Here is a 14,023-nt window from a genome sequence, read left to right as displayed (position 1 = left end):
CCATGGCCGCTCTCGACACGCTGCTGGCCGGGCTGGCCAAGGAACGCTCCACGGGGGCGCTCCGGGTCGGCCGGGCCGGGACGGTGTTCCTCGACGAGGGGCGGGTGACGTACATGGAGTGCGCCCAGACGCCCGGCGTCGAGCGGATCCTGTCGGCGCGCGGCCGGATGCCGGAGGCGGCGCTGCGCCGCCTCCAGACCGACGGCGGCACCGAGCGGCTGCTCGCCGAGGGGCCCGTCACGCTGGGCGAGCTGCAGTTCTGCGTGCTGGGCGCCGTCCTCGACGCCGCCTTCTTCCTGCTGCCGTCGGCGGGGACGCGGCCGAAGTTCCGGCCCGGCGAGCGGCACTGGCTGGGTGGTTGCTGGTACTTCGACGTGCGGGGCCTGGTGCGGGAGTGCGCACGCCGCCGGGCCCACCTGGCGCTGATCTGGCCGTCGGCCGACGTGGACACCGCACCGGTACGGCCGGTCCCCCGGCTGGCCGGGCACGGCGTGGCGCTCAGCCGGGTCCAGTGGGAGGTCGTCACCCACGCCGACCACGAGCTGACGCCGCTCGAACTCGCCCGGCGGCTGGGCCGCTCCGGCTACTCGGTCCTGCAGGCCGTGCGGGAGCTGGCGGCGGCCGGGCTGCTGGCGCCGGCGCCGTCCGGAGAGGAGCGCCCGGCGCTGCCGAAACGCTCCCGGCAGGCGGCCCGGACGAAGAGCGGGCCTGAGGGGGGCACGCGCGCCCGCCCCTACCAGGAGTCCCAGCCGGGCCCCGCCCCGGGGCCGGAACACGGGCCGGGGTCCGCGGCGAGGGCGGACCCCGGGCCCGGCGTCCGGCTCGTCGGGCCGGCCGTGACGGCGGATCCAGCGGACCTGGAGCTGCTGATGCGGCTGAAGAAGGCCCTGGAGGAGCTGGCATGAGGTTCGCCCAGAGGTTGTCGCTGAGAAGGAGGCCGCCGGTGGAGCTCCGCGACGAGGTGCTGAAGGAGGAGGTGCTGAGGGAGATGGTCCTCCTGCGCGAGCGCACTCCCGACATCACCGGCAGCGTCGCCTGCACGGTGGACGGGCTGCCGCTGGCCTGCGATCTCGGCGCGCGCGAAGGCGACCGGACGGCCGCCCTGACGGCCGCGCTGGTCGCGATGAGCAGGCGCATGCTCTCCCTGTCCGGCAGGGGCGATCTCCAGGAGACGCTCATCTCGGGCAGCGCCGGGTTCGCCGCGTTCTACACGGCGGGCCCCACGATCGTCCTCACAGTCCTGGCCCGGCCCGGCACGAACCTCGGGCTGCTCCGGCTGGAGGGGCACAAGACGGCGGCCACCGTGGCCGCCATCGCAGCACGAATCCGATGACCATCACGAAAACGGAGGAAAGCATGGCCAGCATGGACGTCTCCCTCAAGGAGATGATGGCGATCGACGGGGCGCTCGGCGCGGCGGTCGTGGACCACGGCAGCGGCATGACCCTGGGCGCGCTCGGCGGCTCCAAGGAGCTGGACCTGCAGGTCGCGGGCGCCGGCAACACCGAGGTGGTCAAGGCCAAGCTGCGCACGATGGACTCCCTCGGTCTCAAGGACGCGATCGAGGACATCCTGATCACGCTCAGCACGCAGTACCACATCATCCGGCCGATCAGCGGGCGCGGCGGCAAGGGACTGTTCCTCTACCTCGCCCTCGACCGCAACCGGGCCAACCTGGCGATGGCCCGCCACCAGCTCCGCTCCATCGAGGAGAAGCTGGACGTCTGACCCGTTCGGGGGCGCCCCACCGGACGGCGCCCCCCGACGCCTCGCTCAGGCCTGGAACAACGTGAACAGCCCGGCTGCCACGAGCGCGGCCGCCCACATGCGGTCCACGTTGAACCAGGCCCGGCGAAGGACCGTCAGGCCGGCCACCTCGTAGACGGTGAGCGCCACCACGGCCGAGACCACGAGCATCCCCACGGTGTGCAGCGCCGCGACGCCCAGCCCGGCCGTGACCGACTGGGCGGCGTGCGCCAGGTGACCGGCATGCTCGCCGCCCTGGCCGGGCCCGGCCGGCCGCAGCCCGGTGAACACCGGGATCAGCATCAGCCCGGCGCCGTGCGCCGACGACATGAGGAACGACCAGCCCGCCAGTTGCGGCAGGGACAGCCGCATGCCCACCCATCGGAAGTGCCGCTTCGACAGCAGCCGCCACAGGCCGAACCCCACCAGCACCGCACCGCCCGCGATCGAGAGCGCGGTCGCGGTGGTGAGCGAGCCGGTGACGCCGACCACGACCGCGACCACCGCGACGGACCCCAGGTGCCCGGCGGCGATGGCGGGCAGAGACGCGAGCAGCTTGTCCCTGCTGCGCTCCTGCAGACCGCGGGCGACGGCGAACAGCCAGCCCATGGCCGGGTTGAGGCCATGGAAGGCGCCCAGCAGGAGAGCCGTGGCGATCGTCATGGATAGCAGTAGGAGTCGGACGACGCGTCGCCGCCCTGCAGCCTGACCTGGTGCGGACGCAGGCCGCGGAAGTCGTCGCCGTGCGGGAAGAACCGCTCGTCCAGGGCGAACGGCTCCGTGTCGATCTTGGCCAGCCAGGCCCCGACGCCTTCGGGGTAGAACTGGTCGTCCCAGGCGCCGTACAGGGAGTTGCTCACGTAGACCCGACGGCCGTCCCTGCTGACCTCGACCATCTGCGGCCCGCCGCGCAGCCGCCCGCCGTCGGCGGGATGCGGCGTGCCGCGGACGATGCCGCCGAGCCGCAGGGAGCCTATCTCCACGGGTTTGAACGGGTCGCTCACGTCGTACTGCTTGAGCTCTCCGGTGCCCCAGCAGGAGACGTAGAGCCGCTGGTCGTCCACCGACAGGTCGATGTCGGTGACCAGCGGCGGCACCGCGCCGAACGGCTTGAGCAGGTCCGGCAGGTCCGCGGGGTCGGCCGGCTCGGCGGGGATGTCGACGACCTTGCGCGCCTGCCAGCGGCCGTCCTCGTGGAACCAGATCCACACCGAGGCCGACAGGTCCTCGACGCTGATGACGACGCCGGCGAAGCCGTAGGTCCGGGTGGGGTCGTGCGCGGGACGCAGCTCGAGCGGCATCTGGTACTGGTCGCCGAGGTCCACCTCCTGCACGTGGCGGCGCTTGCGCAGGTCCCAGAAGTGCAGCCGGTGCCCGTACTTCCGGCCGAGCAGGAGCTCCCCCACCAGACCGTTCTCGATCATGGACGGGGTGCCCCACTCGGAGGTGACCAGCACGTCGTGGTTGATGTGCCACCAGAAGTCGTAGGAGAGGTACTGCGGCCCCCGGTCCATCTCCCACCGGCCGAGCACCTCGAACGACTCGTGGTCGAGAATGGCGATCCCGCCTGGGCCGTCCTGGCCGTCGGCGCCGCCGAGCGCCGAGACGTACAGGCCCTCGGGGCCGCAGTGCACGGTGTGCGGGCGGGAGTAGCCGGCCCGGCGGGCCAGTTCCTCGGCCTCGACCACCTTGACGATCTCCGGGCTCACCCGGTCCTTGGTGTCGAGGATGTGGATGCGCGAGGAGCGGATGCCGGGCACGACGAGGTAGCGGCGCTCGACGTGCGGGTGCGGGGCGTACGGGCACAGGGCGCTGCTGCAGGCGTTCCAGCCGAAGTGGTGCAGCTCGTCGCCCGTGTTGGGCAGCTCGGTCCAGCCCGCCACGGTGCCGTAGCCGGGCGAGGCAGGATCGGTGTCCAGGACGGCGATGGCGTCCGGCCGGGCCGCCTGGCGGTCGAACGCCGCGACGTAGGCGTATCGCTCGCCCGGCGCGGCGGCGGCGTCGCGCGGGGAGGGATAGAACGTGGGGTCCGGTGTCCAGAGAGCCATTTCTCCATCGTTTCCTGACTCCCTACCCAGTCAAGATGTCAGGGGCATTCGGGGGCGAACTATGACGTATCCACGGGCGCGAACTGACGCGGGACCGACACCCGGGGTCCGCGCGTTCAGCGGCCCGCCGAGCGCCTACGGCGGGCCGACACGAGGCCGGCGACGAGGCCCGCCGCCGCCAGGGCGGCGAGCCCGAGGAGCAGCGGACCGTCGGCCGGGCCGCCGGCCGACGGCCGCCGGCCGGGGCCGGCACTCCACGAGGTGAAGGGCGGGTGGGTCGGCGGCAGCCTGGGGGTGCCGAGCGCCGCGAGCAGGCCACGGGTGATCCCGTGAGCGTCACCGGCGAGCCGCAGCGGCCGGTCACCGGCCGGGACGGTCAGGTTGCCCGAGCAGCTGGAGGTGGTCAGCGCGTCCCCGTCGGCACCGGCGAAGATCAGGTAGCGCTCGCCCGTCCGGAACGGGAACCCGCAGGCCGGCCCCTGCGCCCGGGTGGACACCTCGGCCACCCGTCCGACCTCGCCCTTGTAGACCTGGTCGGCACGCAGGGTGGCCGTGACCTTCCCTCCGTGATCCACCGGCTCGATCAGACGCACCTCGGTGGCCGTGGCGGTGAAGACGGCCGCCGCCTCGGCCACCCGCTGTCTCGGGGTGAGCCGCGCGCAGGAGCAGGCCGCGGCCGGCCCCGCGGTGATCACCAGACTGCCCGCCAGCAGCGCGAGGACGAGAAGGACGCGTGAGGTCATGTCCCTCCACACGTGCGCCGCGCGGGGGCGGTTCACGGTGACATGTGACCATGGGGAGGTGGCGGACACGATGACGGCGTGGGTGGTGCGGCGGCCCGGCCCGATGGCGACACGGCCGCTGGAGCGGGTGCGGCTCCCCGTGCCGGAGCCCGGTCCCGGCGAGGTGCTGATCCGGGTGGAGGTGTGCGCCGTGTGCCGCACCGACCTGCACCTGGCCGAGGGCGACCTGGCCCCGCGCCGCCCGGGCACCGTGCCCGGCCACGAGGTGGTCGGGCGGGTCGTGGCACGCGGCCCGTCGGCCGAGGGCGCGGGGCCGGTCGTGGCACGCGGCCCGTCGGCCGAGGGCGCGGGGCCGGGCGTGGCACGCGGCCCGTCGGCCGAGGGCGCGGGACGGATCGCCGAGGGCGCGCGGGTGGGGGTCGCGTGGCTGCGCTCCACCTGCGGCGCCTGCCGCTACTGCGTGCGCGGCGCCGAGAACCTGTGCCCGTACTCCCGCTACACCGGCTGGGACGCCGACGGCGGCTACGCCGAGTACCTGACCGCACCGGAGGACTTCGTCTACCCGCTGCCCGAGGACCAGCCGGCCGAGTGGCTGGCGCCGCTGCTGTGCGCGGGCATCATCGGCTACCGGGCGCTGCTGCGGGCCGAACTGCCGCCGGGCGGTCGGCTGGGCGTGTACGGGTTCGGGGCGTCGGCCCACCTCACCGCGCAGGTGGCCATCGCGCAGGGCGCCACCGTGCACGTCCTGACGCGGGCGGCCGAGGCGCGCCGGCTCGCGCTGGAGCTGGGGGCCGCGTCGGCGGGTGACGCCTACGGCACGCCGCCCGAGCCGCTGGACGCTGCCATCCTGTTCGCGCCGGTGGGCGACCTGGTGCCGGTCGCGCTGGCGGCCCTGGACCGGGGTGGCACGCTGGCCGTCGCCGGCATCCATCTCACCGACATCCCGCCGCTGACCTACCAGCGGCACCTGTTCCAGGAGCGGACGCTGCGCAGCGTCACGGCCAACACCCGGGCCGACGGCCGGGCCCTGCTGGAGCACGCCGCCCGCCATCCGGTGCGGGTGGCCACCGTGCCGTACGCGCTGGAGGAGGCGGACCGGGCACTCGCCGATCTGGCCGCCGACCGCGTCACCGGCGCGGCCGTCCTGCGCATGGGCGGCTGAGGCCCCCGCCCGCCTGCCGGTCCGGCTGAGGCCCCGTCCGCCTGCCGGTCCGGCTGAGCCCCCGCCCGCCCGCCGGTCCGGCTGAGGCGCGCCCGCTCGCCGGGGCCGCCGATCCGGCGGCTCCCAGGGCCGGACATCCCTGCTCAGGACAGCCGTCAGCCGGTTTCTTAACAGAGATTCACGCGCTTCGGCACACCCTTTCGAGCTGCCGTCATGACCTGTTCGCCGTCTGTTCACTTTCGGCCGTTTTCATCAGATTGCACCGAGAACGGATCTCACTACGGAGAAGGAACACACCCGTGACCAGTGGACAGCGCCGCCTCAGCGCCGTGGCGACGGCCGCCGTCGTTGTGGCTCTTTCCGCCGCTTGTGGCGGCACCAACACCACCACGTCGGCCGGGGAGGGCACCGCGACGGCTTCCCAGGGCACCGGCGCCGCCGCCGAGCTCGCGGGCCAGGTCAAGGTCGACGGCTCCAGCACGGTGGCCCCCCTGACCAGCGCCGCCGCGGAGTTCTTCTCCGAGGAGCAGCCGAAGGTCAACGTGACGGTCGGCACCTCCGGCACCGGTGGCGGCTTCGAGAAGTTCTGCAACGGCGAGACGGACATCGCCGACGCCTCCCGCCCGATCAAGGACGAGGAGAAGGCGGCCTGCGAGGCGAAGGGCATCAAGTTCACCGAGCTGACCGTCGCCACCGACGCGCTCACCGTCGTGGTCAACAAGGAGAACACCTGGGCCAAGTGCCTGACCACGGACCAGCTCAAGAAGATGTGGGAGCCCGGCGCCGAGGGCAAGATCACGAGCTGGAAGCAGGTGGACGCCAAGTTCCCGGACGAGCCGCTGAAGCTGTTCGGCCCGGGCACCGACTCCGGCACGTTCGACTACTTCACCGACGAGATCAACGGTGAGGAGGGCGCGAGCCGCAAGGACTACAGCCCCAGCGAGGACGACAACGTCATCGTCCAGGGCGTGACGGGTTCCAAGGGCGGCCTCGGCTACTTCGGCTTCACCTACTTCGAGGAGAACGCCGACAAGCTGATGGCCGTGGAGATCGACTCCGGCAAGGGCTGCGTCGCGCCGAGCGCGGCCACCGCGCAGGACGGCACCTACACCCCGCTGTCGCGGCCGCTGTTCATCTACCCGTCGGCCGCCGCCGCCAAGCGGCCCGAGGTCGCGGCGTTCCTCGACTACTTCATCAGCAACGACAACAAGATCGCGACGGACGCCAAGTACATCCCGCTCAACTCCGAGCAGCAGGCCAAGCTCAAGGCCGACCTCGCGACCCTGAAGTCGCAGGCGTAAGCATGGCGGCCCCCCACAACGCGACCGTGCCCGGGACTCCCCAGTCCCTGGCGCGGTCGCGCCCGCGTTACGGCGAGCAGGCCATCAAGGCGGTCCTCATGGTGGCCGCCCTGCTGTCGGTCGCCACCACCATCGGCATCGTGGTGTCGCTCCTCGAACCGACGATCAGCTTCTTCGGCGAGATCAGCGCGGTGGAGTTCTTCACCTCCACCAGTTGGGGACCGCTGTTCGAGCCGCCGCACTACGGCGTGCTGCCCCTGGTCAGCGCGACGCTGATCACGACCGGCATCGCCATCGTGGTGGCCGTGCCGCTCGGGCTGGGCGCCGCCATCTACCTGTCGGAGTACGCCAAGCCGAAGGTGCGCAAGGTCTTCAAGCCCATGCTGGAGGTGCTGGCGGGCATCCCGACCGTGGTCTTCGGCTTCTTCGCGCTGACGTTCGTCACCCCGCTGCTCCGGAGCATCATGCCGTTCGAGATCGAGATCTTCAACGCGCTGTGCGCGGGTCTCGTCGTCGGCTTCATGATCATCCCGATCGTGGCCTCGCTGTCGGAGGACGCGATGGCGGCGGTGCCGAACGGGCTGCGTGAGGGCTCGTACGCGCTGGGCGCCTCCAAGATGACCACATCGCTGCGCGTGGTGCTGCCCGCGGCCTTCTCCGGCATCGTCGCGGCCGTCATCCTCGCGATCTCACGCGGTGTGGGCGAGACGATGATCGTGTTCATCGCCGGCGGCGGCCAGCCGAACTTCACCCTGGACGTCGGCAAGGCGATGCAGACCATGGCCGCGTTCATCGCCCAGGCCGGATCCGGTGACGTGCCGGTCGGCACCACCGAGTACAACACCATCTTCGCGGTCGGTTCGCTGCTCTTCGTGATGACGTTCGCGATGAACTTCGTCAGCGTCCGGCTGGTGCGCAGGTTCCGGGAGGTGTACGAGTAGTGGCGGTTCTCTCGACCCCGCGCTCCGCCGTGCAACTGGCGAGCAAGGGCACCCCTGTCAGGGAGCACCTGTTCAGGACGCTGCTGATCGCCAGCCTGGTGGTCGCGTTCATCTTCATGGTGGCCCTGCTGTCGTACGTGTTCGTGGAGGGCTGGCCGCGGCTCGACTCCCGCCTGTGGGAGAACATGCCGTCGATCCGCAACCCCGACATCGCGGGCGCGCAGTCGGCGATCACGGGCACGCTCTGGGTCATCTCGCTGACCGGGCTGTTCACCCTGCCGACGGGCATCGCCGCGGCGATCTACCTGGAGGAGTACGCCGACAAGACCCGCTGGTACAACCGGGTCATCGAGCTCAACATCCAGAACCTCGCGGGCATCCCGTCGATCGTCTACGGCATCCTCGGCCTCGGCATCATCGCCCGCACGCTGGGCCTCGGGTTCAGCGTGATCACCGCCTCGCTGACCCTCGGGCTGCTGGTGCTGCCCATCGTGATCATCGCCTCGCGCGAGGCGCTCCGCGCCGTGCCGCCCTCCATCCGCGAGGGCTCGCTGGCGTTGGGGGCGACGCAGTGGCAGACGATCTCCCGCCAGGTGCTGCCCGCCTCGATCCCCGGCATCGCGACCGGCTCGATCCTCGCCCTGTCGCGGGCGATCGGCGAGGCGGCCCCGCTGCTCATGCTGGGCGCGGTGTCCTTCATCCGCTTCAACCCGGACGGGATCTTCGCCAGCTACACCGTGCTGCCGATCCAGATCTTCAACTGGATCTCGCAGTCGCGGGAAGGCTTCCACGTCCTGGCCGCGGCGGCGATCGTGGTGCTGCTGGTGATCCTGCTGCTCATGAACTCCGTCGCCATCTGGCTCCGTAACCGCTACCAGAAGCGCTGGTGAAGAAATGACTGAGATAGGAACCTCCATGCCGAACGTCACGGTCCGCGGACCTGAGGCGCCCCGCACCATCGAGTCCCTCGACCCGGTCTTCACCGTCAAGAACCTCAGCGTCTTCTACGGCGACTACGAGGCCGTGCGCGGCGTCGACATGCTCATCGGCAACCGTGAGATCACCGCCATGATCGGGCCGTCCGGCTGCGGCAAGAGCACCGTGCTGCGCTGCTTCAACCGGATGAACGACCTCATCCCCGGCGCCCGGCCGGCCGGCACGATCCAGTACCACGGCGAGGACCTGTACGGCGACCACGTGGACCCGATCGAGGTGCGCCGGCGCATCGGCATGGTCTTCCAGAAGCCCAACCCCTTCCCCAAGTCGATCTACGACAACATCGCCTACGGCCCCAAGGTCAACGGCGTGAAGGGCAAGATGGACGACATCGTCGAGGAGGCGCTGACGAAGGCGGCGCTGTGGGACGAGGTCAAGGGCAAGCTGAAGCAGAACGCCCTGTCGCTGTCCGGCGGCCAGCAGCAGCGTCTGTGCATCGCGCGGGCCATCGCGGTCAAGCCCGAGGTCATCCTCATGGACGAGCCCTGCTCGGCCCTCGACCCGATCGCCACCACCAAGATCGAGGACCTGATGCAGGAGCTGGCGCACGACTACACCATCGTGATCGTCACCCACAACATGCAGCAGGCCGCCCGGGTCTCGCACCGGACCGCCTTCTTCACCGCCGAGGTCGACGACGCCGGCGTGCGGCACGGCCGCCTGGTCGAGTTCGACGAGACCAGCCGCATCTTCACCAACCCGTCCGACAAGCGCACCGAGGATTACATCACCGGACGCTTCGGGTGACCCTACGTCGCAGAGGAGGACCCGGGTGATGCGCCCGCAGGCAACACTCGAGGGGGACGAGGACGCCCGTGGCGGCGCGGGCCCGGCGCGTGCCCGGCAGACGCCGGGTGCGCCCGTGTTGCTGGTGGCCGATCCCGACACCACGGGGGTCCGGGAGCTCACCGACGCGCTGGGGCGCGAGGGCGTCGAGGTGACCGGCGTCGCCGACGGCGCCCAGGCGCTGCTCCAGGCGGGGGCGTTGCAGCCGGACGTGGTGCTGGTCAGCGCCACCATCCCGCTCGTCGGCCCGGTCGACTTCGTCCGGGCGCTGCGCGCCAGCCGGACGATGCCCGTGCTGCTGGGCGTCGGCGACGGGCACGCGGAACTGGCCGTGCAGGCGCTGTCGGCGGGGGCGACGGCGTGCGTGGCGCGGCCGTACCGGGTGCACGAGCTGCTGCCGCTCGTGCAGGCCGCCGCGTCCGGCGAGCCCGGCGCCGGCCGGGCGCTCGTGATCGGCAACGTCGAGCTGGACGTCGGCGCCTACCAGGTGCGGGTCGGCGGCGAGGTCGTGCACCTACCGCTGCGGGAGTTCGAGCTCCTGCTCTACCTCATGCGCAACATCGACCGGACGGTCACCCGCGAGCAGATCATGCGGCACGTGTGGCACTCCTCGGCCGACAACGTCGCCACCAACACGATCGCCGTGCACGTCAAGAGGTTGCGCGCACGGCTCGGCGACACGGATGACACGATGATCCAGACGGTTCGGGGCGTCGGCTACCGGCTGGTCTCGCCCGCGAGCCGCTGAGCGGCCACCGGGCGGTCCGGGCGGTCCGGCCGGACCGCCGCGCACCCGACCTCGGCCGGCATCCGTCACGCGAAGGACTTCACAGGTGAGCGAGCAGTCATCCCCCGGCTCGGCGCGCGAGGTGGCGCTGCTGTTCCTCAAGCTCGGCACGATCGCGTTCGGCGGCCCGGCCGCGCACACCGCGATGATGCGCGACGAGCTGGTACGCCGCCGCGGCTGGGTCACCGACCAGCGCTTCGTCGACCTGATGGGCGCCACCAACCTGATCCCCGGCCCCAACTCGACCGAGCTCGCGATCCACCTGGGCTACGACCGGGCCCGCCGGCGCGGCCTGCTGGCCGCCGGCATCTGCTTCATCCTGCCCGCCGCGCTCATCGTCACGGCCCTGGCCTGGGCGTACGTTACCTACGGTGAGACTCCCGCGGTCGAGGGCATCCTCTACGGCGTCGTGCCGGCCGTGATCGCGATCATCGTGCACGCGCTGCTCGGCCTGCTGCGCACCGTGGTCAAGAACGTCTGGCTCGGGCTGCTGGCCGCCGGGGCGCTGGCCGCGTACCTGCTGGGGGTGAACGAGCTGCTCGTGCTGGCGGCGGGCGGGCTGCTGGGGGGCGGCGCCCTGCTGGCCCGCCGCGCGGGGCGCGGCGCGCACGGGCTGGTCGCGGTGCCGCTGCTGGGCCTCGGCGACCCGACCGGCGGCCAGCTCACCCAGCTCTTCCTGACCATGCTCAAGATCGGCGCCGTGCTGTACGGCAGCGGGTACGTCCTCCTGGCCTTCCTGCGCGGCGACTTCGTGGACCGGCTCGGCTGGCTCACCGAGCAGCAGCTCATCGACGCCGTCTCGATCGGGCAGGTCACCCCCGGGCCGGTCTTCACCACGGCGACCTTCATCGGCTACGTGATCGCCGGACCCGCCGGGGCGTTCCTGGCCACGGTCGCGATCTTCCTGCCGTCGTTCGTGTTCGTCGGGCTGGTCACGAAGATCACCGACCGGCTGCGCTCCTCCGCGTGGACCTCCGCCCTGCTCGACGGGGTCAACGCCGCCGCGTTCGCCCTCATGGCCGGCGTGTCCTACCAGCTCGGCCGGACGGCCGTGGTCGATCCGCTGACCGCCGGCATCGCGCTGGCGACGCTCGTGCTGCTGTGGCGGACCCGGCTCAACAACGCGTGGTACATCGCCGCGGGCGCCCTCATCGGACTGGCGCACACGCTGCTCACCTGACGCTCACGACCTGTCGAGATTGCCCTCGGGGTCCTCGCCGCGATCACACCAGGGGGCTGCGAGCGGCGGCTCGCACCGCTCGCAGCGCTCACAGCGCGGCCGGTCACCGGGACGCGAGCATGCCGTGCGGGTCGAGCACGTACTTGCGCGCCGCGCCCTCGTCGAACTCGTGGTAGCCGCGCGGGGCGTCGTCCAGCGAGATCGGCGTGGCGTTGACCGCCCTGGCGATCTGCACCCGGTCGTGCAGGATCGCCTGCATGAGCTGGCGGTTGTACCTCATGACGGGGCACTGGCCGGTGACGAAGCTGTGCGACTTGGCCCAGCCGAGGCCGATCCGGATCGACAGCGAGCCGTGCTTGGCCGCCTCGTCCGCCGCGCCGGGGTCCCCGGTCACGTACAGGCCGGGGATGCCGAGCGCGCCGCCCGCCCGGGTGACGTCCATCAGCGTGTTGAGCACGGTGGCGGGCCGCTCCACCTCCGCCTCGTTGCCGTGGCCGCGGGCCTCGAAGCCGACCGCGTCCACGGCGCAGTCGACCTCGGGCTCGCCGAGGATCTGCTCGATCTGGTCCTTCGGCTCGCCCATGGCCACGTTGACGGTCTCGCAGCCGAAGCTGTGCGCCTGGTCCAGCCGTTCCTTGTTCAGGTCGCCGACGATGACGACGGCGGCGCCGAGCAGGTACGCCGAGCACGCGGCGGCGAGCCCGACCGGTCCGGCCCCGGCGATGTAGACGGTCGAGCCCGGCCGCACGCCGGCGCTCACGCAGCCGTGGTACCCCGTCGGGAAGATGTCCGCCAGCATGGCCAGGTCGAGGATCTTCTCCATCGCCCGGTCCCTGTCGGGGAACTTCAGCAGGTTCCAGTCGGCGTACGGCACGAGGACGTACTCGGCCTGGCCGCCCACCCAGCCGCCCATGTCGACGTAGCCGTAGGCGGAGCCGGGCCGGTCCGGGTTGACGTTCTCGCAGACGCCGGTCTTGCCCTCCTTGCAGTTGCGGCAGCGGCCGCAGGCGATGTTGAACGGCACGGACACCAGGTCGCCGGTCTTGACGTACTCGACGTCGGGACCGGTGTCGACGACCTCGCCGGTGATCTCGTGGCCGAGGATGAGGCCCTGCGGGGCCGTGGTGCGGCCGCGGACCATATGTTGGTCGCTGCCGCAGATGTTGGTGGCGACGGCCTTGAGTATGGCCGCGTGGGGCAGCTTGCGGCCCACGTTGGCCGGGTTCACACCCGGGCCGTCCTTGAGCTCGTAGTCGGGGTAGTCGGTCTCGCGTACCTCGACCTTGCCTGGCCCCTCGTAGGAGACGCCCCTGTTACCGGGCATGACGATGCCCTCTGCTTCCTTGTGTGCGGTACGGACGGTGGGTCGTCACGTGGTCACGATCACCTCCCATGTCCGGGACGCCGGCGGCGGCGGCCGCCGTGCCCCACGCGGTCGCGGATCCGGTCGTCCTGCGGGTTCCGGGCCGCCGGAACCTCCTTGACAGCGGCCTGCCCGGTCGCCTCCCCGCCCGGCTCGCGGGCGCCGGCGACCTCGCCGGCCCTGCCCTGGGCGGCCTCCTCGGGCACCTCGCGCGCGGGCCGTGCCACCAGGTCGTACACGAGGACGGCGAGCACCGCGCCGGCGACCGGCCCGGCGACGTAGACGATGTACTGCGCCCATGGCGCGCCACCGCCGAACACGCTGGTCGTCAGGTACGGGCCGAAGGTACGGGCCGGGTTGACCGCGCCGCCCGTCATCGGGCCGATCACGAAGATCTCACCCGCGACGGCCATGCCGATCATCCATCCCGCCCACCCGGACGGCGCCCGGCGGTCCACGGCCATCGCCATGATCGTGAGCATCAGCAGGAACGTTCCCAGCGCCTCCAGCAGGATGCCCTGCCCGTAGCTCACGCCCTCACCGAGGGTGGTGAGCCCGGTGCCGAACTCCACCGCCCGCCGGCCGAAACCGCCCACGATGAGCAGGCCGCCGGCGAACGCGCCGACGAGCTGCGCCGCGATGTAGAGCGGCACCTCCGACCACGGGAACCTGCGGCCCGCCGCGAGGGCGATCGTGACGGCCGGATTGATGTGGGCGCCGGAGGTGGAGCCGAAGGCGTAGATGACGAGCGCGACGACCACGGCGAACGACAGCGAGATGAACCCCAGAGCCGCGTAGTCGATCGTGCCGTTGCCCATGATCAGAGCGGCCACGACGGAGCCGGCGCCGAAGACCACCAGCAGCATCGTTCCGACGGCTTCCGCGACGAGTCGCCGCGGTAGGTCTTCAACCATCGCAACCCCCGAAGACGATGGTCCGAACTCCCCCAAGCTCCGAATATACGCCCGGA

At 71.8% G+C, this 14,023-nt stretch carries 15 protein-coding genes; 10 read left to right on the top strand and 5 right to left on the bottom strand.

The window, feature by feature from the left end; translation table 11 throughout:
• Nucleotides 1-2 precede the first annotated feature (2 nt).
• From CXR44_RS20495 to CXR44_RS20485, 3 genes are read left to right on the top strand one after another with little or no spacing between them, the layout of a single operon-like run.
• Complete coding sequence (locus tag CXR44_RS20495; protein ID WP_101787671.1) at nt 3-905, top strand: hypothetical protein; 903 nt, start codon at nt 3-5, stop codon at nt 903-905.
• The gene (locus CXR44_RS20490) at nt 902-1,333 is read left to right on the top strand and encodes a roadblock/LC7 domain-containing protein (RefSeq protein WP_101787670.1); all 432 of its coding nucleotides are present in this window, start codon (nt 902-904) and stop codon (nt 1,331-1,333) included. The genes CXR44_RS20495 and CXR44_RS20490 overlap by 4 nt, the downstream gene beginning before the upstream one ends.
• 23 nt (nt 1,334-1,356) lie before the next feature.
• Entirely contained in the window at nt 1,357-1,728 is a 372-nt protein-coding gene (locus CXR44_RS20485) for a hypothetical protein (RefSeq protein WP_101787669.1), read from the top strand.
• A gap of 45 nt (nt 1,729-1,773) precedes the next feature.
• On the opposite strand, the gene CXR44_RS20480 is transcribed toward CXR44_RS20485, so the two are convergent.
• The 3 genes from CXR44_RS20480 to CXR44_RS20470 form a co-directional block, all read right to left on the bottom strand.
• Nucleotides 1,774-2,409, bottom strand: coding sequence for a hypothetical protein (locus CXR44_RS20480; RefSeq protein WP_101787668.1), 636 nt, complete (start codon nt 2,407-2,409; stop codon nt 1,774-1,776).
• Nucleotides 2,406-3,794: a selenium-binding protein SBP56-related protein gene (locus CXR44_RS20475; protein ID WP_101787667.1), complete on the bottom strand. Its 1,389-nt coding sequence runs from the start codon at nt 3,792-3,794 to the stop codon at nt 2,406-2,408. The genes CXR44_RS20480 and CXR44_RS20475 overlap by 4 nt, the downstream gene beginning before the upstream one ends.
• A gap of 116 nt (nt 3,795-3,910) precedes the next feature.
• Nucleotides 3,911-4,537: a hypothetical protein gene (locus CXR44_RS20470; protein ID WP_101787666.1), complete on the bottom strand. Its 627-nt coding sequence runs from the start codon at nt 4,535-4,537 to the stop codon at nt 3,911-3,913.
• A gap of 70 nt (nt 4,538-4,607) precedes the next feature.
• Between CXR44_RS20470 and CXR44_RS20465 the strand changes: the two genes are divergently transcribed.
• The 7 genes from CXR44_RS20465 to chrA all read left to right on the top strand — a co-directional run bounded on the left by CXR44_RS20465 (nt 4,608) and on the right by chrA (nt 11,690).
• On the top strand, nt 4,608-5,699 hold the full coding sequence (locus tag CXR44_RS20465) for a zinc-dependent alcohol dehydrogenase family protein (RefSeq protein WP_101787737.1): 1,092 nt from the start codon (nt 4,608-4,610) through the stop codon (nt 5,697-5,699).
• Nucleotides 5,700-5,998: 299 nt separating this feature from the next.
• Nucleotides 5,999-7,000, top strand: coding sequence for a PstS family phosphate ABC transporter substrate-binding protein (locus CXR44_RS20460; protein ID WP_101787665.1), 1,002 nt, complete (start codon nt 5,999-6,001; stop codon nt 6,998-7,000).
• Between the two features lie 2 nt (nt 7,001-7,002).
• Nucleotides 7,003-7,941, top strand: a complete 939-nt coding sequence (gene pstC / locus CXR44_RS20455) for a phosphate ABC transporter permease subunit PstC (RefSeq protein ID WP_101787664.1) — start codon at nt 7,003-7,005, stop codon at nt 7,939-7,941.
• The gene (pstA, locus tag CXR44_RS20450; protein WP_101787663.1) at nt 7,941-8,831 is read left to right on the top strand and encodes a phosphate ABC transporter permease PstA; all 891 of its coding nucleotides are present in this window, start codon (nt 7,941-7,943) and stop codon (nt 8,829-8,831) included. The genes pstC and pstA overlap by 1 nt, the downstream gene beginning before the upstream one ends.
• Nucleotides 8,832-8,856: 25 nt before the next feature.
• The gene (gene pstB, locus CXR44_RS20445; protein WP_219601929.1) at nt 8,857-9,684 is read left to right on the top strand and encodes a phosphate ABC transporter ATP-binding protein PstB; all 828 of its coding nucleotides are present in this window, start codon (nt 8,857-8,859) and stop codon (nt 9,682-9,684) included.
• Between the two features lie 28 nt (nt 9,685-9,712).
• Nucleotides 9,713-10,471 carry a response regulator transcription factor gene (locus CXR44_RS20440; protein WP_101787661.1) on the top strand — a complete coding sequence of 253 codons (759 nt, stop codon included), beginning with the start codon at nt 9,713-9,715 and terminating at the stop codon, nt 10,469-10,471.
• 85 nt (nt 10,472-10,556) lie between these two features.
• Complete coding sequence (gene chrA, locus CXR44_RS20435) at nt 10,557-11,690, top strand: chromate efflux transporter (RefSeq protein WP_101787660.1); 1,134 nt, start codon at nt 10,557-10,559, stop codon at nt 11,688-11,690.
• Nucleotides 11,691-11,793: 103 nt separating this feature from the next.
• Here the strand turns inward: chrA and fdhA are convergent, their stop codons facing one another.
• Both fdhA and CXR44_RS20425 read right to left on the bottom strand, forming a co-directional pair.
• Nucleotides 11,794-13,014 (bottom strand): formaldehyde dehydrogenase, glutathione-independent, encoded by a 1,221-nt coding sequence (gene fdhA, locus CXR44_RS20430; protein WP_101787659.1) that lies wholly within the window; start codon nt 13,012-13,014, stop codon nt 11,794-11,796.
• Nucleotides 13,015-13,073: 59 nt separating this feature from the next.
• Nucleotides 13,074-13,967, bottom strand: coding sequence for an MIP/aquaporin family protein (locus CXR44_RS20425; protein ID WP_101787658.1), 894 nt, complete (start codon nt 13,965-13,967; stop codon nt 13,074-13,076).
• Nucleotides 13,968-14,023 lie beyond the last annotated feature (56 nt).

The organism is Nonomuraea indica (genome assembly GCF_002850745.1).
GTDB classification, from domain to species: Bacteria; Actinomycetota; Actinomycetes; order Streptosporangiales; family Streptosporangiaceae; genus Nonomuraea; species Nonomuraea indica.
Note: the sequence above shows the minus strand (reverse complement) of the source record. Positions and strands in the feature narration are given on the sequence as shown.